The sequence below is a fragment of the uncultured Selenomonas sp. genome (assembly GCF_963528755.1).
GTDB lineage: Bacteria > Bacillota > Negativicutes > Selenomonadales > Selenomonadaceae > Selenomonas.
The window spans coordinates 105,246-128,374 of the sequence record NZ_CAURXA010000001.1; the positions used below are offsets into that span (position 1 = coordinate 105,246).

The window sequence follows — 23,129 nt, forward strand, 5'->3', positions numbered from 1 at the left end:
GCGCAAGAAGTGACGGAGAGTGTGGAGCGTGGAGTTCATGCTCCGCACTCTTTTGACGATAAAGGACAGGCGCACTGGGCGCTGTGAGGTGTTTATTGTGAGCGAGAAACGAGATTACTATGAGGTGCTCGGCCTCTCCAAAGGCGCTTCGGATGCGGACATCAAGAAGGCGTTCAAGAAGATGGCGCGCAAGTACCATCCCGATTTGAACCGTGACAATCCGAAAGAAGCTGCCGAGAAGTTCAAGGAGGTCAACGAGGCCTATCAAGTCCTCTCCGATCCGCAGAAGAAATCGACGTACGATCAATTCGGCCACGCGGCGTTTGACGGCGCGGGCGGCGGTGCAGGCGGTGCGGGCGGTTTCGGTGGCTTTGGCGGTTTTGGAGGTTTCGGCGGCGGGGGCGGCATGGGCGGCTTCGGCATGGATGACATCATGGACGCCTTCTTCGGCGGCGGCGGCCGCCGTCGCGGGCCGAAAGGCCCTGAGCCGGGCAACGACTTGCGCTATGACTTGGAGATCACCTTCGAGGAAGCGGCATTTGGCAAAGAGGTCGAGCTGACGATTCCGCGCACGGAGAACTGCGATGTGTGCCACGGCACGGGCGCGGCCGAGGGAACGAAGCCCGAGACATGTCCCGACTGCCACGGCACGGGGCAGGTGCAGCAGGCGCAGCGCACGCCGCTCGGCAATTTTATGACTTCTCGTCCGTGCAGTCGCTGCGGCGGCACGGGGCGGGTCGTCAAGAATCCGTGCAAGAAGTGCAAGGGCACGGGTCACACGCGTGTCAGCCGCAAGATCGAGGTCAAGATCCCTGCGGGCATCGACGAGGGGCAGCGCGTGCGCATCTCGGGCGGCGGTGAAGCAGGAAAGCGCGGCGGCCCGAACGGCGATCTTTACGTCTATATCTATGTGAAGCATCACAAGCTCTTTAAGCGAAGCGGCGCGGACGTCATCAGCGAAGTGCCGATCTCCTTCGTGCAGGCGGCGCTCGGCGATACGATCGAAGTGCCGACCATCGACGGCAAGGCGGAACTCAAGATTCCTGCGGGCATTCAGTCGGGCACGGTTCTCCGCATGCGCGGCAAGGGCATCCCGCATCTAAGGGGCACGGGACGCGGCGATCAGCATGTGCGCGTCAAGGTCTTGACACCGCAGAAGCTTACGAGCAAGCAGAAGGACGCCTTGCAGGCATTCGGCGACCTCTGCGGCGAAAGCGTCAATCCCGAGCAGAAGACGTTCAAGGATACGCTGAAGAGTTTCTTCAAATGAATATTCGGCGCGAAGTGATTGGGCGCGAAAAGGCATAGAAAATGGGAGCTGCTCTGGCAGCTCCCATTTGTGCTTTCAATATTGGCTTTTTGTTCAAACGTTATATGCACGTTGCCTTTGCTTTTGCGATGTGTCCGTTATTTCTTTCGCGCGGCCGGATCGCTCAATCCCTCGATTGCGCCGCCTGCAATCGCCCATAGGTAGAGGCTGGCGGTACTTGCGTAGGGTGAGTACCGCTTCTTGTAGCGCTCGAATCTCTTGCGGTCGATTTTCTTGTGCCGGTAGAGCATTCGAAGGCCGCGCTGTATGCCGAGGTCGCCGAAGCTTAGGATGTCAGGACGTCGGAGCGTGAAGATCAGCAACATTTCCGCTGTCCAGGCGCCGACGCCTTTGAGTGAGGAGAGAGCGCGGATGACTTCGTCATCGGACATCATTTCCAAGGCGGCGATATTGAAATCACCGCGCGCGACCTTCTCGGCAAAGTCCATGATGTAGTCGGCCTTGCGAAAACTCGTGCCGACGGCCTGCAGTTCCTCGCGTCCCAGGGAAAGCAGATGCGCCGCATCCACCGTGCCGACCTTCTCGCAGAGCCTTGCCCAGACGGCTTCCTGCGCTTTCGTCGAGATTTGCTGCCCGATGATGTGATGCACGATGGCGGAAAATACGCCGTCATGCACGGGACGCTCCAGCACGCCGAGGCTCTTGATGACAGCGGCGAGTTTCTTGTCCTTGGATTTCAGGTAAGCGAGTTCCTTTTCGCCGCAGGGAACATACATCATGTGTGTCCTTTCTACAGTATGGCGATGATCAAGCTGCCGAGTGCGATGAGAAAGATGCCGATGCCGTGCGTGAGACTGACTTCTTCCTCAAAAATGAGTATGGCAAGGAGAACGGCGAAGACGACGCTGAGCTTGTCTATGGGAGCGACGCGCGAAACGTCGCCAGTCTTCAGAGCCATGAAGTAGAAGAGCCACGATGTCGCTCCGGCAATACCGCTCAAGGCGACGCATGCCAAGGCCCTGTGGTCGGCAAACACCTCGGGCAGATGTGAGGCATGCCCCTGCACGACCATGACTGCGACGAGGAAAATCGCCATGATGATGCCGCGTACGGCGGTGGCAGCGCTGCTGTCCAGCCCTTCAAGGCCCATCTTGCCGAAGATGGAGACGAAGGCAGCGGAGAGTGCGGAGAGGAGAGCATAGAGAAGCCAAGAGGACATGAGTGAAACCTTTCTTTGTGGACAAAAAGAAATAACCGCCCCTCGTTAAAGGATAGCGGTTAAATATTTAACCAACTTATTGGAAGATGCAACCGTTTAGGATAGTTTTCTTCCTATCCGTATCATAACAAATCCGTGATACGACTGCAAGTCTTGACGCACATAAAAAGGAGCTATCCGAGCTGTGTTCGGATAGCTCCTAAATATCCAAGCTGGTCGGAGCGACGGGATTTGAACCCACGACCTCTTCCACCCCAAGGAAGCGCTCTACCAAGCTGAGCCACGCCCCGACTGCTCTAGTATAGCAGACTTCTTCTGAAAAAGCTAGGGGAAATTTTCTTTTTTTAGAAAAACTTTGCGGTGGCAGGATTTTCGGATGAGGGAGGTTGCTCGGCCGATCCATAATGGAAAGTATTTGAGATCGAACAAGTACAAAAGTATAGGAAGAAAGATTCTCACTGAAGAGAATGAAGGACTTTTTTCGTTTTGGTAACAAGTGTTACCGAAGGGGCATCTTCTCTTTGCTATGATAAGGCTGTCAAGAGGAACTGCGTCGCGGTTCCCGTTACATCGAAAAGAGAGAGGACGGTATATATGGAGAACAAGATGTTTTGCTTTCAGTGTCAGGAGACGGCGGGCTGCAAGGGCTGCACGCAGGTGGGCGTTTGCGGCAAGAAACCGGAGGTCGCAGGACTTCAAGATCTCTTGATCTATGTGACGAAGGGGATTTCTGCTGTTTCGACGGCTCTGCGCGAGGCGGGAAAGACGGTTTCTCAGGCAGTCAATGATCGCGTTACGCTGAATCTCTTCATCACGATTACGAATGCGAACTTCGACGATGCAGCGATTGCCGATGCGATCGAAGAGACGCTGCGCATGAAGGCGGAGTTGCTGAAGGATGTAGCAGATGCGTCGAAGCTGCCGGCAGCAGCTCTTTGGAATGGTGCTAGGAGTGAATTCCAGGCGAAGGCGGCTTCGGCAGACGTCGGCGTTCTCGCGACGGAAAACGAGGATGTTCGCAGCCTTAGGGAGCTTGCGACGTACGGCCTCAAGGGCATGGCGGCGTACAATCATCATGCGAATGTCGTCGACTACCGCGACGAGGCGATCGATGCCTTCATGCAGAAGGCGTTGGCGATGCTCTTGGATGACAGCCTTTCGGGTGACGATCTCACGGCTCTCGTGTTGGAGACGGGCAAGTACGGCGTCGATGTCATGGCTCTCTTGGACAAGGCGAACACGGAGACTTACGGCAATCCGGAAATCACTAAGGTTGATCTCGGCGTGCGCAAGAACCCGGGCATCTTGATCTCGGGTCACGATCTCAAGGATCTGAAGGAACTGCTTGATCAGACAGAGGGTACGGGCGTCGATGTCTACACGCACGGCGAAATGCTGCCCGCGCACTACTATCCGGCCTTCAAGAAGTACGCACACTTTGCGGGCAACTACGGCAATGCTTGGTGGCAGCAGAAGGAAGAGTTCGAGGCGTTCAACGGTCCGATCCTCATGACGACGAACTGCATCGTGCCGCCGAAGGCGAGCTATCAGGATCGCATCTTCACGACGGCTGCTGTCGGCTTCCCTGGATGTCCGCATATCGAGGAGAAGAACGGCAAGAAGGACTTCTCCGCTGTCATCGAGTTGGCGAAGAAGTGTGCGCCTCCGAAGGAATTGGAGCAGGGCGAGATCGTCGGCGGTTTTGCGCATGAGCAGGTCTTCGCGCTTGCCGACAAGGTGGTCGAGGCCGTGAAGTCGGGCGCGATCAAGAAGTTTGTCGTCATGGCTGGCTGCGACGGTCGTCATAAAACACGCAACTATTACCGCGACTTCGCCGAGGCTTTGCCGAAAGACACAGTCATCCTGACGGCGGGCTGCGCGAAATATAAGTACATCAAGCTCAATCTCGGCGACATTGGCGGTATCCCGCGCGTTCTCGATGCGGGTCAGTGCAACGATTCGTACTCCTTGGCGCTCATCGCACTGAAGCTCAAGGAAGTCTTCGGACTCGCCGATGTGAACGAACTGCCGGTTGTCTACAACATCGCATGGTATGAGCAGAAGGCGGTCATCGTCCTCCTCGCGCTCCTGCATCTCGGTGTAAAGAACATCCACCTCGGACCGACACTTCCTGCGTTCCTCTCGCCGAATGTTGCGAAAGTGCTCGTCGAGACCTTCGGCATCGGCGGCATCACGGATGTCGAGAGCGACATCAAGAGCATGATCGGCTGAGTGCCGTATATGCCCAGGTAAACTGCAGCGCACAATGTCCACTTCGTGAACATTGTGCGCTGCTCTTACAGAGGCTGGCCTAATTGGTCTGCACCTTCGGCTTGACTTCTTGGGTTTCATGCTAAAATAACGGAGTAAGGAACGGGCTTCTCTTGCAGAAAAAGCAAGAGAAGCCCGTTTTGTGTATGTGATGTGCGTGCCTATCATGTCATTCCATCAGCTTCGATGCTGCTTCCTCGATATAGGGCATCTTTTTGTCAACCTTCAGGATATGCTGTACGAGCCAGTTGAGAAGGAACTTGATGAGTTTGTCGAGCGCGTCTTCCTGATCGCGGTCAATTTCGTCGAAGTCGATGTTGTTGAGCTTCTCGACAAAGGCCGTGTGTGCGGCGACTTGCTCGGGAAGACCGTCGTAGTTGATGCTCTTCATGTAGCGCTCCTCGTCGGCGAAGTGCTTGATCGTGTAGTCGCGCAGTTCTTCGATGATCTCGATGATGTCGTCGAATTTATCGACGCGGAACTCGTCATGCACGAGTTCGTATGTCTGGCGCACCAGGTTGAAGAGTGTTTCGTGCTCCTTGTCGACGAGCGGAATCTGTGTGTGGAATTCGTCGGTGAAGGCGAAGGGGTCGGCGGGCGCCTTCTTCGCCTTGATGACCGTCGTCGTCGGCTTCGCTGTCTTAGGAGCGGTTGCCTTTGCGGCAGGTTCGGCCGCAGAAGCAGGCGCAGCGGCTTTTTTCTCCGTCGGCTTTCCTTCGACGTTTTTTTTGACTTTTTCCGCGGGTTCGGCTGCTTTCGCGGCAGGTGCTTCGTCCTTGCCGCTTTCGGCAGCAGGCGTGGCAACACTGGCTTGCTTCTTCGCGGCTGCGCGCTTCTTCGTCACTTTTTTTGCAGGGGCGGCGAACGCTTCTGTCGGCTGAAGCGCTGGTTCTTCTTCTCCACTGCCTGCTTTCACATCCCCATCAGCAGCGGTTGTTGCTTGACCTTCCTTGGCTACTTCGTCCGCTGCTTCTCGCGTCTTGGCGGCTTCCTCGGCATGCGCTGCTTCCGCTGCTCGCGCTTCCTTTGCCGCCCTCGCCTTCGCCTCGACGGCGGCGGCCTTTGCCTTCCGCAGTGCGCTGCCAATCAGCATGTCGCTCGATAAGATGTGCTGCAGGAACCATTCGTTGAGGAAGTTTAGGAGGCTCGTAAGTTCCTCATGGTCGTTCTGGAAGTTCATCGAGGATTTGTGCTGGTCGATGACTTCGCGAAAATGTGTGTGCGCCTCCTTCTGATCTGCAAGCTCACCGTCGCGCGACATGGTCATGATTTCTTCTTCGTAGACGTGCTGTTTGACGATATGATCGTGCATCGTCGCTAGGATCTGGCCGCTCAAGCGGTGATAATCGTCCTCATGGCCGGCGGCGAGCGCCTCGCGTGCTTCTTCCATGTCCTCCAAGAGGCGGCGGTGCCCGTTGTCGATAAAGGGGATGCCTGTTTCAAAATTTTCCAGGAAGCGGTACATAAAGTTCACTCCATTTTTTACATAATAATTCTCTTCTAGGATATATCGTAGGTTGGGAAGTTTGTCTTAAGCGCGTCTTTTGACCCATAGCGATATCTGCTATAATGGAAGGAAATGAGGTGTGGAGGATGGAAATGGAACAGGAGTCACTTTTTCGGCGCGAGGTTGATTTGCCGTTGGCGGCGCGGATGCGCCCCAAAAGTCTTGCGGATTATGTGGGACAGCAGCACCTCGTGGGCAAGGGAAAAATGCTTAGGAAGCTCATCGCCGAGGACAAGATCTTCTCGATGATCTTCTGGGGGCCGCCAGGTGTCGGCAAGACGACGCTCGCACGCATCATTGCGCGGGAGACGAAGGCTCGCTTCATCGACTTTTCTGCCGTGACGAGCGGCATCAAAGAGATTCGTACAGTCATGCAGGAGGCGGAGAAAAATACCGCCTATGGCGAGCGCACGATCCTCTTCGTCGATGAAATTCATCGCTTCAACAAGGCACAGCAGGACGCCTTTCTACCGTTTGTGGAGAAGGGCAGCATCATCCTCATCGGCGCGACGACGGAGAACCCGTCGTTCGAGATCAACAGCGCTCTTCTGTCGCGCTGCCGCGTCTTTGTGCTCAAGGCCTTGCAGAAGGAGGACATCCTAGGGCTTCTGCGCCGTGCACTCGCCGCGCCCGAGGGCTTCGGCGAGCAGAAGGTGGAGATTGCCGATGATCTCTTGGAAGCGCTTGCGATATTCGCTAACGGTGATGCTCGTACGGCTCTTTCGACCTTAGAGATCGTCGTTTTGAACGGCGAAGTCGAAAAGGATGCGATCAAGGTCACGCGTGAAACGGTGGAGCAGTGCTTGGAGAAGAAGTCGCTGCTCTACGACAAGAAGGGAGAGGAGCATTACAATCTGATTTCTGCGCTCCACAAGTCGATGCGAAATTCCGATGCTGATGCTTCGGTTTACTGGCTCGCACGCATGCTGGAAGCGGGCGAAGATCCCTTGTATATCGCGCGGCGCATCGTGCGCTTTGCGAGCGAGGATGTGGGACTTGCCGATCCGCGTGCCTTGGAGCTTGCCGTCGCGGCGTATCAGGCGTGCCACTTCATCGGCATGCCCGAGTGCTCGGTTCATTTGACGGAGGCTGCCGTTTACATGGCGCTCGCGCCGAAATCAAACGCGATGGAAGTCGCCTATTTGAAGGCAAAGGCCGATGCGATGACGCGCCTCGCTGAGCCTGTGCCGCTCGTCATACGAAACGCCGTGACGCGGCTCATGAAGGACGAGGGGTACGGTAAGGGCTATCAGTATGCGCACAACACGAAGGAAAAGCTCACGAACATGCAGTGTCTGCCCGATGATCTTCTGGGGAGCGTCTACTACGAGCCGACGGAGGAGGGGCTTGAGGGCCGCTTCAAGGCGCGACTCGCCGATATCAAGCGCTGGAAGAAGGAGCACGGCGCGAAGTGAACAAGGGCGGAGTGCACCGTGCGGAAATTGAAACGATGGTGAAATAAAAGAAGCATCGCGTCGGTGTTGCGTCGAGCGATGCTTCCTTTTATCTCATGACAGCAGCAGGCTGTCGTTCGTCATTTCATTGCCCGCAGCCTTTTCAAAGAGTGCGAGCAGGTCGCGCACTGTGAGGCGCGATTTTTCTTCGCCTTTGACATCGACGAGGATGTTTCCTTCGTGCATCATGATGAGGCGGTTGCCGAGGCGAAGGGCGTCCTTCATGTTGTGCGTGATCATGAGAGTTGTGAGCTTGCGCTTTTCCACGATATCCTTTGTGATGTCGAGAACTTTTTCTGCCGTCTTGGGATCGAGTGCCGCCGTATGCTCGTCGAGGAGCAGGAGCTTAGGCTCGGCCATTGTTGCCATGAGGAGCGTCAGCGCTTGACGCTGACCGCCCGAGAGAAGGCCGACCTTGGATTCGAGACGATCTTCGAGGCCGAGGTCGAGTCCTGCCAGAAGCTCGCGGAAGCGTTCGCGCTGCGCTTTGGAGAAGCTCCAGCGAAGGCGCGGTGCATTGCCGCGGCGTGCGGCAATGGCGAGGTTCTCTTCGATCATCATGCCCGCAGCCGTGCCCATCATGGGGTCTTGGAAGACGCGTCCGATGTATTTGGCGCGCTTGTGCTCGGGCCACTTCGTGATGTCTGTGCCCGCGATGACGATGCTTCCCGCATCGACGCGGAAGGTGCCGGCGATGGAGTTCATCAGCGTCGATTTGCCCGCGCCGTTGCCGCCGATGACAGTCACGAAGTCACCGGGCGAAAGGTGCAGCGTGACACCTCGGAGCGCGTACTTTTCTGTGATTGTGCCGGGATTGAAGGTTTTGGCGATGTTTTGAAGTTTGAGCATCAGCGAGAGCCTCCTTTCGCGCGGCGGATGCGCGCCTGGATGAGAGGCAGGGACAGCGCGAGCGCGACGAGCGCCGCCGTGAAGAGCTTGAGGTCGTTGGGCGGCATGCCGAGTTCAAGGACGATGGCGATGACGGCTCGGTAGACGATAGAGCCGCCGATGACGGAGAGAAGGCAGTTTTTGAAGCTGCGCGTACCGAAGAGTACCTCGCCGATGATGACGGAGGCGAGACCGATGACGATCGTGCCGACGCCCATGCCGACGTCCGCAAAGCCGTTCGACTGCGCGACGAGCGCTCCCGAGATGGCGACAAGACCATTTGAGAGCAGGAGGCCGAGGATGATCGTCATGTCGGTATTGACGCCGTTCGCACGGATCATGTGCGGATTGTCTCCCGTCGCACGAATCGCCGCGCCGAGTTCCGTACCGAAGAAGTAGTAGCACGCGACGCTGATGACGACGACGACGAGAAAGCCCATGGCGAGCACGGCGACTTCGCGCGTGAGGCCGAAGCTCTGCGCCTGCGTGAAGATCGTCTCTGTATTGAGGAGCGGCAGGTTCGCCTTGCCCATGATGCGAAGATTCACGGAGTAGAGCGCGATCATCGTGAGGATGCCGGCGAGGAGCGCGGGAATCTTGAGCTTTGTCGTCAGAAGTCCCGTGACGACGCCTGAGATCATGCCCGCGACGAAGGCCGCGAAGATGGCGAGAAGCGGCGTGACGCCAGCGGCAAGGAGGCTTGCTGCCGTCGCCGCGCCCAGAGGGAAGCTGCCCTCGACGGTGAGATCAGCGATGTCGAGGACGCGGAAGGTCAGGTAGACACCGATGGCGAGGAGCGCCCAAAGGAGTCCTTGGGAAATCGTTGGTATGATGAGATCCATAGAGAGAAATTCTCCTTTTTGGAAAAGCAGCCGCAAGGAACTGCTTGCGGCTGTTTCTTGGTTTTGATCGGGGACAGGAGCTGTAGTTATTCGAAAATCTGTGCATCCTTCAAGATGTCAGCAGGAATCTGGATGCCGAGCGTTTCCGCGTTTTTCTTGTTGATGCTGACCTTCAGTTCCTTCGCCATCTCGATCGGCATGTCGGCGGGTTTCTTCTTGCCTTCGAGGATGTCGGCGGCCATGTGACCCGTCTGCACGCCGAGCTTGTAGTAGTCGATGCCGTAGGTCGCAAGTGCTCCCGCCTTGACCCAGTTGTCCTCGCTGCAGAACACGGGCTTCTTCGCTGGATTCGTGATGGAAAGAAGCGTCGGGACGGCAGAGGCCATGATGTTGTCTGTCGGCTCGAAGAAGGCGTCGACGTCGCCGACGAGGCTGTTCGCCGCCTGCTGGATGTCATTGACGGTCGAGATCGTCGCCGTGCGAACCTTCAGCCCGCGGCTCTCGGCGTATTCGGCAATCGCCTTCGCCTGTACCTCGGAGTTGACCTCGCTCGAGCAGTAGATGATGCCGATGGTCTTGACATCGGGGCAGATCTTCAGCATGAGGTCGACCTGCTCCTTGATGGGGCTCATGTCGCTTGTTCCCGTGACGTTGCCGCCGGGCTTCTCGTTCGAAGCGGCGAGCTTCGCGCCGACGTAGTCCGTGATCGCCGTGCCGACGATGGGAATGTCGTGCGTCGCGTTCGCCATGCTCTGTGCGGCGGGCGTCGCGATCGCACAGACGAGATTCATCTTCGCGTTGACGAAACGCTGCGCAATGTTCTGCAGGTTCGATTGATCGGCCTGCGCGTTCTGGCGGTCAATGGAGATGTTTTTGCCTTCCTCGAAGCCGCGCTCCTTGAGTCCGTCGGCGAAGCCCTTGTTCGCCGCATCGAGTGCATTGTGCTCGACGAGCTGCACGACGCCGATCTTCACGTCCTTCGTGTCGGCGCTTTGGCCGCAGCCGACAAAGCCGAGGCTCGCTGTGAGAAGAGAAGCGCCAAGGATGAGCGCCTTGAACTTTTTGGAAATGTGCATGAGGATTCCGCCTTTCTTCTGTGTGGGCAACGCATCTGAGGCCGCGTTGCCGAACAGTTCTTGATAAAGATTCCAGATGGATACATGTAGAGAATGTTGACGCAATATGGATATTATACATGTTTACAGAAAGAAATGCCATAGCTCTATGGAAATCAGGACAAAGCTTTTGGTTGACAATTGCCCATAAGAGATATATTCTAGTACTTAAGGCGAAAGCATATTTGGAATTCGCTCGGTAACTAGTATCATTGGAGGAGATTTTGATGTTTAGCATGAAAAAAGCTGCGGCCGCTCCGAATGACGGGCAGAATCTGGCGGCAGCCATTCAGAGAGTTGCGCAGAGGCATGAGAAGAACCAGCTTTTCTCCAAGGCGGATTCACGCGAACCATGGGCGGACGCGTTCAATGCGCTCATCGACAAGGTGAATGAGGAGATCGAGTACCAAAAGTTCCGCATCCGCACGATCAATGATGCCGTCCATTCGGGGCTTTGGTATATGAAGATCAATGCGGACTTTAGCATAGCCTATGCCATTTGGTCGGATGAGTTCCGTCGTATGGTCGGCTTCCATGACGAGAACGATTTCCCGAATACGATCGAGGCTTGGAGTTCGCGCCTGCATCCCGACGATGTGGATGGTACACTTGCTTCCTTCACGCGGTGCATCAAGGATCTGAGCGGCAATACGCCTTATGACGTCGACTACCGCATGAAGGTACACGATGGCAGTTACAAATGGTTTCATGCCTCAGGCAACGTCGTGCGCAGCCAGAGCGGACATCCCGAGGAGATCATTGGCGTCTTTGTTGACATCGATGAGGAAGTCAAGAACAAGGAATATCTCGATTACACACTGAAACGCTATGAGGCAATCGACAGCATCCTGGCGGAAGGCTCGTGGAACATGAAGGTCATCGGCGATGATCCGACGAATCCAAACAATGAGTTCTGGTGGTCGGATCGCTTCCGCCACCTCTTGGGTTTCTCCAATACGACGGACTTCCCGAACAAACTGAACTCGTGGGCCGATCGCCTGCATCCTGAGGACAAAGAGCGCACCTTGCAGGCGTTCCGATCGCATATCATGGATCGCAGCGGCAGGACGCCGTTCGACCTTGAGTATCGCTTGAAGACGAAGACGGGCGAATACCTGTGGTTTCACGCCGTGGGCAAGACGATCCGAAAGCCCGACGGCACGCCCGTCCTGGTCGCCGGCGCCATCGAGGACATCACGCTGCTGAAGACTGGCAAGGAGCAGTTCTACAAGGAATTTGGCTCAAGGATGGACGGACTGTACAATTCGATCGAGACGATCACGACGCGCGTGGGCGAAACGACGCAGCGCACGACCGAGATCACCGACGTACAGGCGGAAATCACGCGGGCAGCGGAAGATACGCGTGCGCAGACCGAGAATACGCTGAAGATGACGGAGCTCATCATGAACATCTCGAAGCAGACGAACCTCCTCGCGCTCAATGCCTCGATCGAGGCGGCACGCGCGGGCGATGCGGGCAGGGGATTCTCCGTCGTCGCCGAAGAGGTGCGAAAGCTCGCTGACAGCAGTCAGGAGGCCGTCGGCAAGATCGTTGAGGCGCTCGGCTCGATGGAAAAGGCGTCGGCCAACATCGAGGAAAAGATCAAGTCGATCAACCTTCTGCTTGAAGAGCAAGCGGCAAACATGAAGGAGATCAATACGTCCGTAGTGCAGGCGAAGGAGATTTCAGGCGACATCGAGAAGCTTTCGAAGAGCATGTAAGGAAACGTTGATCATCGGAAAAACGCCGCGAGGGAGCATGGTTTCATGCTTCTTCGCGGCATTTTCACGCAGTTGGGGAAGAAAATAGAAAATCATGACGAGATTCCCCCTTGGCAAATCCTCGCTGTCCATGTATAATATCACTATGATAATACTTTAACGGAGAAAAGGAGTGCTTTGTTTTGAAGAAAATTTTATTCGTCTGTTTGTCCCTCGTGCTCGCGGCAGGCCTTATGGCAGGCTGCGGCGGACAGAGGGCGGCAAACGATGCGCCGAAGAAGATCGTCATCGGTCTGGACGACAACTTCCCGCCGATGGGTTTCCTCGACGAGAAGAACGAGATCACGGGCTTCGACGTAGAACTGGCGAAGGAGGCAGCGAAGCGTCTCGGCACGGAGGTCGAGTTTAAGGGCATCGACTGGGCAAGCAAGGAGGCTGAGATTCAGAGCGGCCGCATCGACGCACTGTGGAACGGTCTGGAAATCACGGAAGAGCGCAAGAAGAACCTGCTCTTTTCCGAGCCGTACATGAACGATCAGCAGGTGATCTTCAAGCGTGCGGACGACACCTCGATCGCGAAGGAAGACGACCTCAAGGACAAGATCGTCGCGACGCAGAGCGCCTCAGGCACGGCGGAGGACTATGTGGATGGTCACAAGGACGTGACGGGCTACAAGGACGTCAAAAAGTACGCGGACTATTTGTCGGCATTTATGGATCTTGAAAACGGCCGCGTCGATGCGATCGTCTGCGATGAGATCATCGGCCGCTACTACATGTCGAAGCATCCCGACAAGATCGCCGCGCTCGACGGTCATGTCGGCCCCGTGACGCAGTTCGGCGTCGCTTACCGCAAGGATGATACGGCGCTCAAGGAGAAAATGCAGAAGGTTCTCGACGAGATGCGCGCCGACGGCACGATGGCGAAGATCTCGGAGAAGTGGTTCGGCAAGGACATCACGAAGTTGTAGGAAGCGCTGATAAAATGAGGTCGCCCAGATTTGCACAGATGCGCTGTATCTATCGAGGAGACAAACCACAGGCGTAGCGGTGCTACGTCGAGGATTTGTCGACGACGAGAGGACAGCGTAGATGTGTGAAGATGGGTGGCTGGATTTATCAGTGATTCCTTTAATGTTTTAGCTGGTTTGGAGGCTGTGCGCGAGCTTGGGGCTTGTGCACAGCCTTGCTGTATCTTGAGGTTTTGGGAGATAGATCATGGAATTGGATTTCATCAAGCTGAGTCCGTTGGGAAATACGACGGTGTTTTTGCGCGGGGAAGCCGCACAGGAGGCGCGTGCCGCGCTTCTCTCTGAGGCGATGGATTACGATCATCTGGCGGCGGAGCAGGCGGCTTTCCTCGTTGCGCCGCATTCCGAGGAGGCGCTTCTTCGCATCGAGATGTCGGGCGGCGAGTTCTGCGGCAATGCGACGCTTTCAGCGGCGGCTCTGGCGGCAGCTGAAGGTGCTGAGTCACCTTTTTTTATTGAGTGCTCGGGTGCGGAAGGGCCTCTTCGGGCGGAGGCGCGTCCGCTCGGTGCAGGACATTGGCTGGCACGCGCCGAGATGCCGCAGGCGCATGAGCTGAGGCGGTTTTCGCTTGCGGGGCTTTCGTTTGGGGATGCGGCTATATGTGTATCGATTCCGGGCATCACGCATCTCGTTGTCGAAGCTGCAGACCTTTCGGCGTCAGATTACGACGCGCTGCTTGCGCGCCTGATGCGTGAGACGGGCGCTGATGCTTACGGAGTCGTGCCGTTTGAGCGCATGGGACGCGATCACTTTCGCATCCGTCCCTACGTCGCTGTGCCGAGCGCTAAAAGCTGCGTCTTTGAGCGTGCCTGTGGTTCGGGAAGTCTGGCTCTTGCACTTGCCGAAGGAAGTGAGTGTGGGCGCATTGCCGTCGAGCAGCCGGGTGGCACGCTCTTCGTTGAGACGGGTAAGCAGTTTTTCCTCGAAGGCGAGGTACTCATTTCTTGCCGTGGTACGGTGGAACTGGGAAACGTGGGACTGTGAGATGACGGAGGCTCATATCCACAATCGATCCTATGGGTTCTCAGAAAGGTTGTAGGAAGAGTACAGCCATGGACATTTGTTGAAATATAAGGAAAATGTTGATATAATCAACTAAGAGAAAATATGTACGCATGGATGTGAGCTTGCTGCTGCATTTGATCGTGTATGAGAGGGGGATCTTGATGGAGAATTTGCAGGTGGCGCGTTGTTTTTCTATTTTGGACGGACGTTCGCGCAGCTATGTGTTGGAAGCATGTCGTCCTTTGCAGCTTACGTATTCGGAGTACGTCCTGCTGTTGCGCCTTTTTGACTGCGAGGGGGCGAGTCAGGAGGATTTGTCGCGTGCTCTGCAGACGGACAAGTCCGCCGTGGCGCGCACGCTCAAGCTCCTGGAGCAGAAAGGCTTCATCTGTCGCGAGAAGGACACGGAGGATCGCCGCATCAAGCGCATCCGCCTGACGGAGTACGGACGCATGCAGCATCCGTTCCTGCTGTCCGTGATGAACTCGTGGGTTAATTATCTGATCGATACGTTGTCGCCGCAGGATGTCTCCTGTGTGGAACGCAACTTCCGGATTTTGGCGGAACGCTCGTCGAAGGCGGATTTTCGCGAGCTCATTGGGAAGATGGCGCGGTGAAACCCGCAATGCGGAGAGGGGGAAACGATGTGAGATATGGGGCACGCAGTATTCTGACGCTCCTTTTGGCAGGGCTGCTCGTCAGTGCCGCAGGCTGCGGCGATACGCCGCCCGAGAAGGTGAAGCCGCCGTTGGTGCGCACCGAGCGCGTCGAGACGAATGAGGCGGCGCACGCGGTCAACTATGCGGGCAGTGTGCGCGGCCGCTACGAGAAGAATCTGGCATTCCAGGTAGGCGGCCGAGTCATCGCGCGTGCGGTCAACGTCGGCGACCGCGTGGAAGCGGGAGCGCCGCTCCTGCGCCTCGACGCCTCCGACATCGTGCAGAGGTCGAGGCAGGCCGATGCCGCAGTCGATGCAGCGAAGGCGCAGCTCGATCTCGCGGCGGCAAATGCGGCGCGCTACCGCGAGCTTTACGCGGCCGAGGCCGTGCCCGCCGCCGTGCTCGACCAGTACGAGACTGCCTATGAGGCGGCGGCGGCGAGCTACCGGCAGGCGCTCGCCCAAGCGGCAGAGGGGCACAATGCCGTTTCTTACACGGAGCTTCTTGCTGATGCGCCCGGCGTGATTTCTGCCGTGGCAGCAGAGGCAGGACAGGTTGTCGCCGCAGGACAGACGGTCGTGACACTTGTCGAGTCGGGCGACCTTGAGGTCGAGATCGCCGTGCCCGAAGATCGTCTTGCCGATGTGCCGCCGGGCAAGGAAGTCGCCGTCTCCTTCTGGGCGCTCGGCGCAGGCGTCGTTTCCGGCACGGTGCGCGAGGTCGCGCCGATGGCGGACGCCGTCTCGCGCACCTACCGCGTGCGCGTCTCTGTGCCCGCACCGCCGGCCGGCATGGCGCTTGGCATGACGGCGAATGTGGCTGTGGGACGGGCGCAGACTTCTGCTGTGCGCCTGCCGCTCGCTGCCATTTACCAGACGGGCGGCACGCCTTCGGTCTGGCTCGTCGGTGCGGACAACAAGGTGTTCTTGCAGGAGGTCGTGGTCGACGGCTATGATGGCAACGACGTGCTCGTCCGGGGACTTCCCGACGGCGCTCTTGTCGTGACGGCGGGCGTCCACAAACTGCGCGAGGGCGACGAAGTGCGGACGGGGGATGCGCCATGAGGAATCTTACGGAAATCTCCCTCAAGCACAAGGGTCTCGTCTGGTATTTCATTCTCGTCGTCTTTATCGGAGGCATTTTTTCCTATGGCAAGCTCGGCAGGATGGAAGATCCCGACTTCACGATCCGCCAGATGGTCGTGTCCGTCGCCTGGCCGGGTGCGACAGCGCAGCAGATGGAAGAGCAGGTCACGGACAAGCTGGAGAAGAAGCTGCAGGATGTGCCGGGACTCAAGGAGCTCAAGAGCTATTCACGCGAGGGACAGGCGGTCATCTATGTGACGCTGGACGACGCTGTGGCGAAGGAGGATATTCGTCCGACGTGGCGTGACGCACGCAATCTTTGCGAGGATGAGAAGCGCAGCCTGCCCACAGGCGTTTACGGCCCTTTCTACAATGACCGCTTCGACGATGTCTTTGGCTCGGTCTACGCTGTGACGGGAGATGGCTGGTCCTACGAGGAGATGCGCGAGCAGGCGGAAAAGACGCGCCGTGCACTGCTTGCGATCGAAAACGTGCAGAAGGTCGAATTGATCGGCGTGCAGCCGGAGAAGATCTACGTCGAGGCCGCGCGCGAGCGTCTCGCGGAGCTTGGCATACCGCCCGACGCGATTCTTTCTGCCATTCGCACGCAGGAGGAGATGACGCCGGCGGGCATGATTGAGACGCAGACGGACAACGTCTACGTGCGCGTCTCGGGCGCTTTCGACGACCTTGAGGCGATCCGCGCCCTGCCGATCGCCGCCAGCGGGCGCACCTTCCGCCTCGGTGACGTCGCGAGCGTCACGCGCCGCTACGCCGAGCCGGCCGAGCCGAAGATGTACTTCAATGGCGAGCCTGCCGTGGGCATCGCCGTTTCCATGCGCCCGGGCGGCAACATCCTGACGCTCGGCAAGGATTTGCAAAAGAAAATCGCCGCGCTCAAGGACGACTTGCCGCTCGGCTTGGAAATTCATCAGGTGTCCGACCAGCCGCAGGTTGTCGCCGAGTCGATCGATGATTTCGTCGACACGCTCAGAGAAGCCGTCATCATCGTGCTCGCCGTGAGCTTTCTGACGCTCGGCCTTCGCACGGGTTTCGTTGTCGCCTGCTGCATCCCGCTCGTACTGACGGGCGTCTTCCTCTTCATGTACGGCGCAGGCATCGACTTGCAGAAGGTGTCTTTGGGTGCGCTCATCATCTCCCTCGGGCTTCTGGTCGACGATGAGATCATCGCCGTCGAGATGATGAGCGTCAAGCTCGAAGAGGGGCTTGACCGCTTCAGCGCCGCCTCGCACGCCTTTCGTGCGACGGCGCTTCCGATGCTGACGGGCACGCTCATCACATGCGCGGGCTTCATCCCCGTCGCTTTCTCGAAGGGCATGGCAGCGGAGTTTTGCGCCTCGCTCTTTCCCGTCATCGCCGCCGCGCTGCTGCTCTCTTGGATCGTTTCCGTCATGGTCGCGCCGCTCCTCGGTTATCACATCATCCGCATTGAGCCGAAGCGCGATGAAAAGGGCGAAGCCTTGCTCCATCAAGGCCGGTTCTATCGCGTGTTTCGCCGTGTGCTGGAGGCATTTTTAGCACATCGCCGTCTCGTGCTCGGCGCGACGGCGCTCGTTTTCGCTGCATCCATCGCGCTTTTGGGCGCTTGCCGGCAGGACTTCTTCCCGCCGTCTTTGCGACCTGAGATCATCGTCGAGATGCACCTCGCCGAAGGCTCTTCCATGAAGAATACGGACGGCGAGGCGAAGCGCTTCGCTGCCTTCCTCGACGGCCTTGCGGACGAGTATAGGAACTATTCCGTCTATGTGGGTGAAGGTGCGCCGCGCTTCGTGCTGACCTTTGAACCCGTCTTGGCTGCGGACAATTACGCGCAGTTCGTCATCGTCGCGAACGACAAGGAGTCACGCGAGGATTTGACGGCGAAGATCCGCAAGGAGCTTTCCGAAAACTTCCCGAACGTGCGTGCAAACCTCAAGTTCATCCAGACGGGGCCGCCTGCGGCGTACCCCATCATGCTGCGCGTCGAGGGAGAAGACAAGGAAAAAGTCATGTCGCTTGCCAATGAGGTTGCCGACCTCGTGGCGAGCGATGCGAACACGCGCGACGTGAACCTCGACTGGCAGGAAAAGAGCAAGGTTCTGCACCTCGCGCTCGATCAGGACAAGCTCAAGGCGCTCGGACTTTCGACGCAGATGGTGCAGCAGATGCTTTACACGGAACTGGCGGGAGTGAAAGCGGCGGAACTCTACGAGGGTGACCGCACGGTGGACATCGTGCTACGTCTCAGGGAGGAGGCGAGGGACGACCTCTCGCGCCTCGAAGAATTGCCGATCTACCTGCCGCGGGCGGGCTACGTGCCGCTCGCGCAGGTGGCGAAGATTTCCTATGATGCGGAAAACGGCATCATCTGGCGGCGCGACTTGAAGCCCGCCGTGACCGTACGCGCCGACATCATCGCGGGCACGCCGACGGATGCGGCGAAAAAAGCGTACGCGGCGACGAAGGAACTACGCGAGAATCTTCCTGCAGGATACGCCATCGAGCCGGACGGAAGCCTTGCAGACAGCGAGGATTCGATGAAATATCTTCTCGTGCCCGTGCCCGCCATGATCTTCCTCATCATGACGCTTTTGATCTTCCAGGTGCGCGAAGGCCGCGCCATGCTCATCACACTCTTGACAGCTCCTTTGGGCATCATCGGCGTCGCCTGCGGCATGTTCCTCACGGGCGAACCGATCGGCTTCGTCGCCGACCTCGGCATCCTCGCTCTCTCGGGCATGATCATAAGGAACTCAGTCATCCTCATCGACCAGATTCAGAAGCATATCAAGGCGGGCGAGTCGCCGTGGCAGGCGGTCATCGACTCCGCCGTGCTGCGCTTTCGTCCTATTATGCTGACGGCCGCTGCTGCGATCCTCGGCATGATTCCGCTGATGACGAGTTCCTTCTGGGGACCGATGGCGGTGGCGATTGCGAGCGGGCTTTCTGTGGCCACCGTGCTGACGCTGCTCGTCCTGCCCGTCATGTACGTCACCGTCTATCGCGTGAAGCGGGAGACTTGAATGTGACGGGAGAAAAAATGCTCTCCCAATCGCTGGACTTTTGTACTAATATGTGATATATTATGGCAAAAGGGTCTTGCTTTTGCAGGAATGACGGTTGGAAGGCTTTCGCGGTCAGCAGCGAGAGGGCGGTGCATGGCGATGTTGGGGAAAAGAGGGCGCAGAACGGCGCACGATTTTCTGCGGATTCTTGTGTTCGCAGCTGTTCTCTTTGTCATCGCCGCCTCCCTGCCGAAGGCTTTGCCTGCAGTCGCCGCGCATGGTCTCTCTCCAGATTCCCACGAAATGGCCGGATTTTCCTTGCAACATTCTGCTAAAGAGGAAGCTGAGCCTACGGAACTGCACTATTGGCAGAGCGCGAACCTTCCAGATGAGGAAGAAATGCAGGAGCTTCTGCAGAAGGCGCAGGACGGCGCCGAAGGATGGCAGTGTGTGACTTATCCCGCACAGCCGCTCCTTTCGAGCGAGACGCGCTATGTCTATCTGACAACGAGTCTGCCCGAAGAGGGGCGCAGCGGCACGGGCCTGTTCTTCAAGACGACGAACCAGTCGGTTCGCCTGTGGCTCGACGGCAAGCTCCTTTACGAATATGGCTCGATGGAGGACGGCGACTACAGCTACGGCACGCGCTGGCATCTCGTTCCTCTGCCAGAAGGATATGCAGGGAAGACACTGACCTTCGGAATGCATTCTTTGAGCACGGTCGATCTCGGACGCTTTGACCACCTGCGTCTGCGCGACATGCGTGCGAGCGTGGCGGAGCTTTTCTTCGCCGATCTGCCCTTTGTCTTCGGACTTTCTTTGATCTTCATGATGGGGGCTATCGTCGCCATCTACAGCTGCACCTTGCGCCGCAACCGAGGCGCCTACGTCTTTCTGTTGCTGTTCTTCCTCGTCTACGGCGTCTGGATGGTCAGCGTGATGAATGTGAAGTATTTCCTTTTCGATTCGCCGCGCTTCTGGTGGTTCGTGCAGCTTACGGCAGTGTATGGCATAGCGATCTTGGCGTTTCAGTTCCTCGCAGGCTTCCTGCCCACCGCGCAGCGCCGCACGATGCGTCTCTTGGCCGTCCCCTTCGTGCTCCTTTTGGCTGCGTCTGCTCTCAGCGAAATCTTCGTCGCACGCGGCAGTTTCTTCGCCTGCATGAACTTTTACTATCCGCTGGCGGGCATCTTTGCGCCATGGGCGAGCCTCTTGCTCTGGCGCGAGGCGAAGCGCGGCAACGAGTACTGCCGCACGGCGCTCGTCCCGCTCCTTTCGATCGCGCCGCTCGGGCTTTTCGACGGACTTTGGTTTCAGTACCATCTGTTTGCGTGGGACACGTACATCACGCCTTTCGCGCTGCTGTCCTTCGTCGTCTTCGTCCTGAGCACGATCCGCATGCGCATCCGAGACGAGGTGCGCAGTGAAGCGGTGCAGAAGTCTCTGGAGAATGAAATTGTCGAGGTGAAGGAAAAAGCGCAGATCGATCCCTTGACGCGCTGCTTCAACCGCTACAAGTTCAACGATACGTTCCCCGAATGGGTGAAGGTGGCGCAGAATACGGACGGACATCTCGCGTTCATGATCCTCGACATCGACTTTTTTAAGCGCGTGAACGACGACTATGGACACGACGAGGGCGATCATGTGCTGCGCTCCTTCGCCGGGATTTTGCACACCTCGCTTGACCGTCGTCACCTTCTGGTTCGCTGGGGCGGTGAGGAATTCGTCATTCTCTGCCTACACTATTCGCTGAAAGAGGCGGAAGTTTTCGCTAATCATCTGCGCGAGCGGATCGCACAGGCACCAATTTGCAATTATCGTCCTATCCAGTGCAGCATCGGCGTTTCACGATGGCATGGCATCCAGAAGGACACGGTGGAGGCGCTCTTGAAACGTGCAGACGATGCGCTCTATCGGGCGAAGCAGGAAGGGCGCAACTGCGTGCGCATCGAGCAGATGGAAAGCTCTTCGCCCGATGGCGAGAGGTCGAAGAGCGCAGAAGGCTCGCTGCTCGACAGCGAGAAGACGAAATGCACCGAGAATCCAATGGTTGCCGGCGAGCGTGCGGAGTGCACCGAAAGCGTGCCCGTGCATTGAGCAGGAAAACAAGAGTCACATGGAGAAATAACAGGGGTCGGCTGTATGCCGCGAAGTTTCGCGAAAAGCGTCTTCGCGCTGCAGGCGGCTCCTGTTTGCTGTTTCTGGCAGACGCCGATCAGACGGGGATTCCCGCTGATACATTTGGGGAGGAGACTCCTCAAGGAGAAAGGAAAATCATACAATGACAACAAAAGAGAAGTACCGTCAGGTAAGGCGCGAGGCCATAGCCACAGGACTGGCACTCGTCGCTCTCATCGTCTATTGGCTCTTCGCTGGTTTCGGCACGGCGAATCTTCTTGACAATAGCATCCGCATCGCGGGGCTGCCGCTCTGGGTCGTCCTTGGTACGTTCGGCACATGGGCGATGGCGCTCGTCATCGTCACACTCCTGCTGCGCTTCGTCTTCCGCGACATGCCGCTCGACGACGAGGAGAGGCGGAAGGGGGGCGAGGCATGATGGAAAAGCTCTCTGTCCTCTTGCCGCTCCTCGCCTTTATGGGGCTGATGCTCGCCGTCAGCTTCGCCGTGCGCGTGCGCAGGGAAAAGGAAGGCGCAGGCTTCGTCTCGCAGTACTTCATCGGCAATCGCGCGATCGGCGGCTTCGTGCTCGCCATGACGACGGTCGCGACATACAGCTCCGTCAGCTCGTTCGTCGGCGGCCCCGGCATGGCGTGGAAGGTCGGCTTCGGCTGGATCTACATGGCGGTCGTGCAGGTCACGGCGATCTTCCTCGTGCTCGGCATCTTCGGCAAGCGCGTCGCGCTCCTCTCGCGCCGCCTTGACGCCGTGACCATCGTCGACATCATCCGCGCACGCTTCGGCTCGGATATGCTCGCGAACCTTTCCGCCTTCGTCATCGTGCTGTTCTTTCTCGGTACGATGACGGCGCAGTTCGTCGGCGGCGCGAAGCTCTTCGAGGCGGTTACGGGCTACAGCTATTTTACGGGACTCGTGCTCTTCGGTGCCGTTGTCGTCATCTACACGGCGATCGGCGGCTTTCGCGCCGTCGCCTTGACCGACACGCTGTGCGCCGTCATGATGATGGTCGGCATCGTGCTGCTCTTTTACTTCGTGCTTGAGGCGGGCGGCGGCTACTGGGCGATCCTGGAGACGATCGAGCGCGAGCATCCGGCGATGCTCACGCCCCTGTCTGCCGGCGACATGCCGCTCGGCCTCTATTTCACGCAGTGGCTGCTCGTCGGCATCTGCACGATCGCGCTGCCGCAGTCCGTCGTGCGCGGCATCAGCTACCGCGACACGCGCGGACTGCATCAGGCGATGCTCATCGGCACGTTCGTCATCGGCTTCATGAACATCGGCATCAACTTCACGGGCATCCTCGCGCACGGCGTGCTGACAGGTCCTGTGACGGACTATGGCACGGTCGACAACATCATCCCGCAGGCAATCGCACGCTCGATGCCGCCCGCACTTGCAAGCATCGCCATCATCGGCCCTCTGGCGGCATCGATCTCGACGATCTCGGGGCTTCTGATCGTCGCTTCGTCGGCGATCATCAAGGACGTCTACATGCACGAGAAAATGAAGAAGGGGCGCGTCCCCTCGATGCGCCGCCTGCGCCTCCTGTCCATGACCTCGACTGTCGTCATCGGTGCGCTCGTCTTCTTTCTCGCGGCTTCGCCGCCGAACCTCATCTGGCTCATCAACATGTTCGCCTTTGGCGGACTTGAGACGGCGTTCCTCTGGGTCATGCTCTTCGGCCTCTATTGGCGGCGTGCCAACAGGGCGGGCGCGATGCTCTCGATGGCGGGCGGCACCGTCGTCTACTGCGCGGCGCAGGCGCTGAAGATCCACGTCTTCGGACTGCATCCCATCGTGCTGGGGCTTTCGTCGTCGCTCGCCTTCTTCCTGCTCGGCACGTATCTGGGCAAGCCGACCGCCGCGGAAAGGCTTCGCGTGTTCTTCCCCGACAAATAAATCCGCCTTGCG

The 23,129-nt window shown here is 58.0% G+C and carries 18 protein-coding genes and 1 tRNA gene; 12 read left to right on the plus strand and 7 right to left on the minus strand.

What is annotated here, in order from left to right; translation table 11 throughout:
- The first annotated feature begins 97 nt into the window (after positions 1-97).
- Positions 98-1,270, plus strand: a complete 1,173-nt coding sequence (dnaJ, locus tag RWS31_RS00505) for a molecular chaperone DnaJ (RefSeq protein ID WP_314595248.1) — start codon at positions 98-100, stop codon at positions 1,268-1,270.
- Positions 1,271-1,407: 137 nt separating this feature from the next.
- Here the strand turns inward: dnaJ and RWS31_RS00510 are convergent, their stop codons facing one another.
- The 3 genes from RWS31_RS00510 to RWS31_RS00520 form a co-directional block, all read right to left on the minus strand.
- A complete protein-coding gene (locus RWS31_RS00510) occupies positions 1,408-2,049 on the minus strand; it encodes a DNA-3-methyladenine glycosylase 2 family protein (RefSeq protein WP_314595249.1) in 642 nt (213 codons plus the stop codon).
- 11 nt (positions 2,050-2,060) lie between these two features.
- Positions 2,061-2,489 (minus strand): EamA family transporter, encoded by a 429-nt coding sequence (locus RWS31_RS00515; protein ID WP_314595250.1) that lies wholly within the window; start codon positions 2,487-2,489, stop codon positions 2,061-2,063.
- A gap of 213 nt (positions 2,490-2,702) precedes the next feature.
- Positions 2,703-2,779, minus strand: a tRNA-Pro gene (locus RWS31_RS00520).
- A 304-nt stretch (positions 2,780-3,083) separates the two neighbouring features.
- On the opposite strand from RWS31_RS00520, the gene hcp reads away from it, so the two are divergent.
- Complete coding sequence (gene hcp, locus RWS31_RS00525; RefSeq protein ID WP_314595251.1) at positions 3,084-4,721, plus strand: hydroxylamine reductase; 1,638 nt, start codon at positions 3,084-3,086, stop codon at positions 4,719-4,721.
- A 208-nt stretch (positions 4,722-4,929) separates the two neighbouring features.
- On the opposite strand, the gene RWS31_RS00530 is transcribed toward hcp, so the two are convergent.
- The gene (locus tag RWS31_RS00530; RefSeq protein ID WP_314595253.1) at positions 4,930-6,225 is read right to left on the minus strand and encodes a hemerythrin family protein; all 1,296 of its coding nucleotides are present in this window, start codon (positions 6,223-6,225) and stop codon (positions 4,930-4,932) included.
- A gap of 128 nt (positions 6,226-6,353) precedes the next feature.
- Between RWS31_RS00530 and RWS31_RS00535 the strand changes: the two genes are divergently transcribed.
- A complete protein-coding gene (locus RWS31_RS00535; RefSeq protein ID WP_314595255.1) occupies positions 6,354-7,682 on the plus strand; it encodes a replication-associated recombination protein A in 1,329 nt (442 codons plus the stop codon).
- Between the two features lie 93 nt (positions 7,683-7,775).
- Here RWS31_RS00535 and RWS31_RS00540 read toward each other — a convergent pair whose 3' ends face one another.
- The 3 genes from RWS31_RS00540 to RWS31_RS00550 form a co-directional block, all read right to left on the minus strand.
- Positions 7,776-8,570, minus strand: a complete 795-nt coding sequence (locus RWS31_RS00540; RefSeq protein ID WP_314595257.1) for an ABC transporter ATP-binding protein — start codon at positions 8,568-8,570, stop codon at positions 7,776-7,778.
- A complete protein-coding gene (locus RWS31_RS00545; RefSeq protein ID WP_314595260.1) occupies positions 8,570-9,451 on the minus strand; it encodes an ABC transporter permease subunit in 882 nt (293 codons plus the stop codon). Before RWS31_RS00545 ends, RWS31_RS00540 begins: the two co-directional genes overlap by 1 nt.
- A gap of 86 nt (positions 9,452-9,537) precedes the next feature.
- A complete protein-coding gene (locus tag RWS31_RS00550; protein ID WP_314595262.1) occupies positions 9,538-10,527 on the minus strand; it encodes an ABC transporter substrate-binding protein in 990 nt (329 codons plus the stop codon).
- 266 nt (positions 10,528-10,793) lie between these two features.
- On the opposite strand from RWS31_RS00550, the gene RWS31_RS00555 reads away from it, so the two are divergent.
- The 9 genes from RWS31_RS00555 (at position 10,794) to panF (ending at position 23,117) form a co-directional block, all read left to right on the plus strand.
- Positions 10,794-12,290, plus strand: coding sequence for a PAS domain-containing protein (locus RWS31_RS00555; protein ID WP_314595264.1), 1,497 nt, complete (start codon positions 10,794-10,796; stop codon positions 12,288-12,290).
- 182 nt (positions 12,291-12,472) lie between these two features.
- Positions 12,473-13,261: an amino acid ABC transporter substrate-binding protein gene (locus RWS31_RS00560; protein ID WP_314595266.1), complete on the plus strand. Its 789-nt coding sequence runs from the start codon at positions 12,473-12,475 to the stop codon at positions 13,259-13,261.
- A 247-nt stretch (positions 13,262-13,508) separates the two neighbouring features.
- Positions 13,509-14,306: a diaminopimelate epimerase gene (locus RWS31_RS00565; protein WP_314595269.1), complete on the plus strand. Its 798-nt coding sequence runs from the start codon at positions 13,509-13,511 to the stop codon at positions 14,304-14,306.
- A 182-nt stretch (positions 14,307-14,488) separates the two neighbouring features.
- The gene (locus tag RWS31_RS00570) at positions 14,489-14,944 is read left to right on the plus strand and encodes a MarR family transcriptional regulator (protein ID WP_314595271.1); all 456 of its coding nucleotides are present in this window, start codon (positions 14,489-14,491) and stop codon (positions 14,942-14,944) included.
- A 29-nt stretch (positions 14,945-14,973) separates the two neighbouring features.
- Positions 14,974-16,050: an efflux RND transporter periplasmic adaptor subunit gene (locus tag RWS31_RS00575; protein WP_314595274.1), complete on the plus strand. Its 1,077-nt coding sequence runs from the start codon at positions 14,974-14,976 to the stop codon at positions 16,048-16,050.
- Entirely contained in the window at positions 16,047-19,094 is a 3,048-nt protein-coding gene (locus RWS31_RS00580; RefSeq protein WP_314595275.1) for an efflux RND transporter permease subunit, read from the plus strand. The genes RWS31_RS00575 and RWS31_RS00580 overlap by 4 nt, the downstream gene beginning before the upstream one ends.
- A 141-nt stretch (positions 19,095-19,235) precedes the next feature.
- On the plus strand, positions 19,236-21,176 hold the full coding sequence (locus RWS31_RS00585; RefSeq protein ID WP_314595277.1) for a diguanylate cyclase: 1,941 nt from the start codon (positions 19,236-19,238) through the stop codon (positions 21,174-21,176).
- Positions 21,177-21,360: 184 nt separating this feature from the next.
- Positions 21,361-21,636, plus strand: coding sequence for a YhdT family protein (locus RWS31_RS00590; RefSeq protein ID WP_314595279.1), 276 nt, complete (start codon positions 21,361-21,363; stop codon positions 21,634-21,636).
- On the plus strand, positions 21,633-23,117 hold the full coding sequence (gene panF / locus RWS31_RS00595; protein ID WP_314595280.1) for a sodium/pantothenate symporter: 1,485 nt from the start codon (positions 21,633-21,635) through the stop codon (positions 23,115-23,117). The genes RWS31_RS00590 and panF overlap by 4 nt, the downstream gene beginning before the upstream one ends.
- Positions 23,118-23,129: the final 12 nt, after the last annotated feature.

Excerpts from the sequence above, each read along its gene's own strand:
- RWS31_RS00585 (WP_314595277.1), top strand. The coding sequence starts at position 19,236 with ATGTTGGGGAAAAGAGGGCGCAGAACGGCGCACGATTTTCTGCGGATT.
- RWS31_RS00570 (WP_314595271.1), top strand. The coding sequence starts at position 14,489 with ATGGAGAATTTGCAGGTGGCGCGTTGTTTTTCTATTTTGGACGGACGT.
- RWS31_RS00535 (WP_314595255.1), top strand. The coding sequence starts at position 6,354 with ATGGAAATGGAACAGGAGTCACTTTTTCGGCGCGAGGTTGATTTGCCG.
- RWS31_RS00530 (WP_314595253.1), bottom strand. The coding sequence starts at position 6,225 with ATGTACCGCTTCCTGGAAAATTTTGAAACAGGCATCCCCTTTATCGAC.
- RWS31_RS00540 (WP_314595257.1), bottom strand. The coding sequence starts at position 8,570 with ATGCTCAAACTTCAAAACATCGCCAAAACCTTCAATCCCGGCACAATC.
- RWS31_RS00515 (WP_314595250.1), bottom strand. The coding sequence starts at position 2,489 with ATGTCCTCTTGGCTTCTCTATGCTCTCCTCTCCGCACTCTCCGCTGCC.
- RWS31_RS00555 (WP_314595264.1), top strand. The coding sequence starts at position 10,794 with ATGTTTAGCATGAAAAAAGCTGCGGCCGCTCCGAATGACGGGCAGAAT.
- RWS31_RS00550 (WP_314595262.1), bottom strand. The coding sequence starts at position 10,527 with ATGCACATTTCCAAAAAGTTCAAGGCGCTCATCCTTGGCGCTTCTCTT.
- RWS31_RS00590 (WP_314595279.1), top strand. The coding sequence starts at position 21,361 with ATGACAACAAAAGAGAAGTACCGTCAGGTAAGGCGCGAGGCCATAGCC.
- RWS31_RS00510 (WP_314595249.1), bottom strand. The coding sequence starts at position 2,049 with ATGATGTATGTTCCCTGCGGCGAAAAGGAACTCGCTTACCTGAAATCC.
- hcp (WP_314595251.1), top strand. The coding sequence starts at position 3,084 with ATGGAGAACAAGATGTTTTGCTTTCAGTGTCAGGAGACGGCGGGCTGC.
- panF (WP_314595280.1), top strand. The coding sequence starts at position 21,633 with ATGATGGAAAAGCTCTCTGTCCTCTTGCCGCTCCTCGCCTTTATGGGG.
- RWS31_RS00580 (WP_314595275.1), top strand. The coding sequence starts at position 16,047 with ATGAGGAATCTTACGGAAATCTCCCTCAAGCACAAGGGTCTCGTCTGG.
- RWS31_RS00565 (WP_314595269.1), top strand. The coding sequence starts at position 13,509 with ATGGAATTGGATTTCATCAAGCTGAGTCCGTTGGGAAATACGACGGTG.
- RWS31_RS00545 (WP_314595260.1), bottom strand. The coding sequence starts at position 9,451 with ATGGATCTCATCATACCAACGATTTCCCAAGGACTCCTTTGGGCGCTC.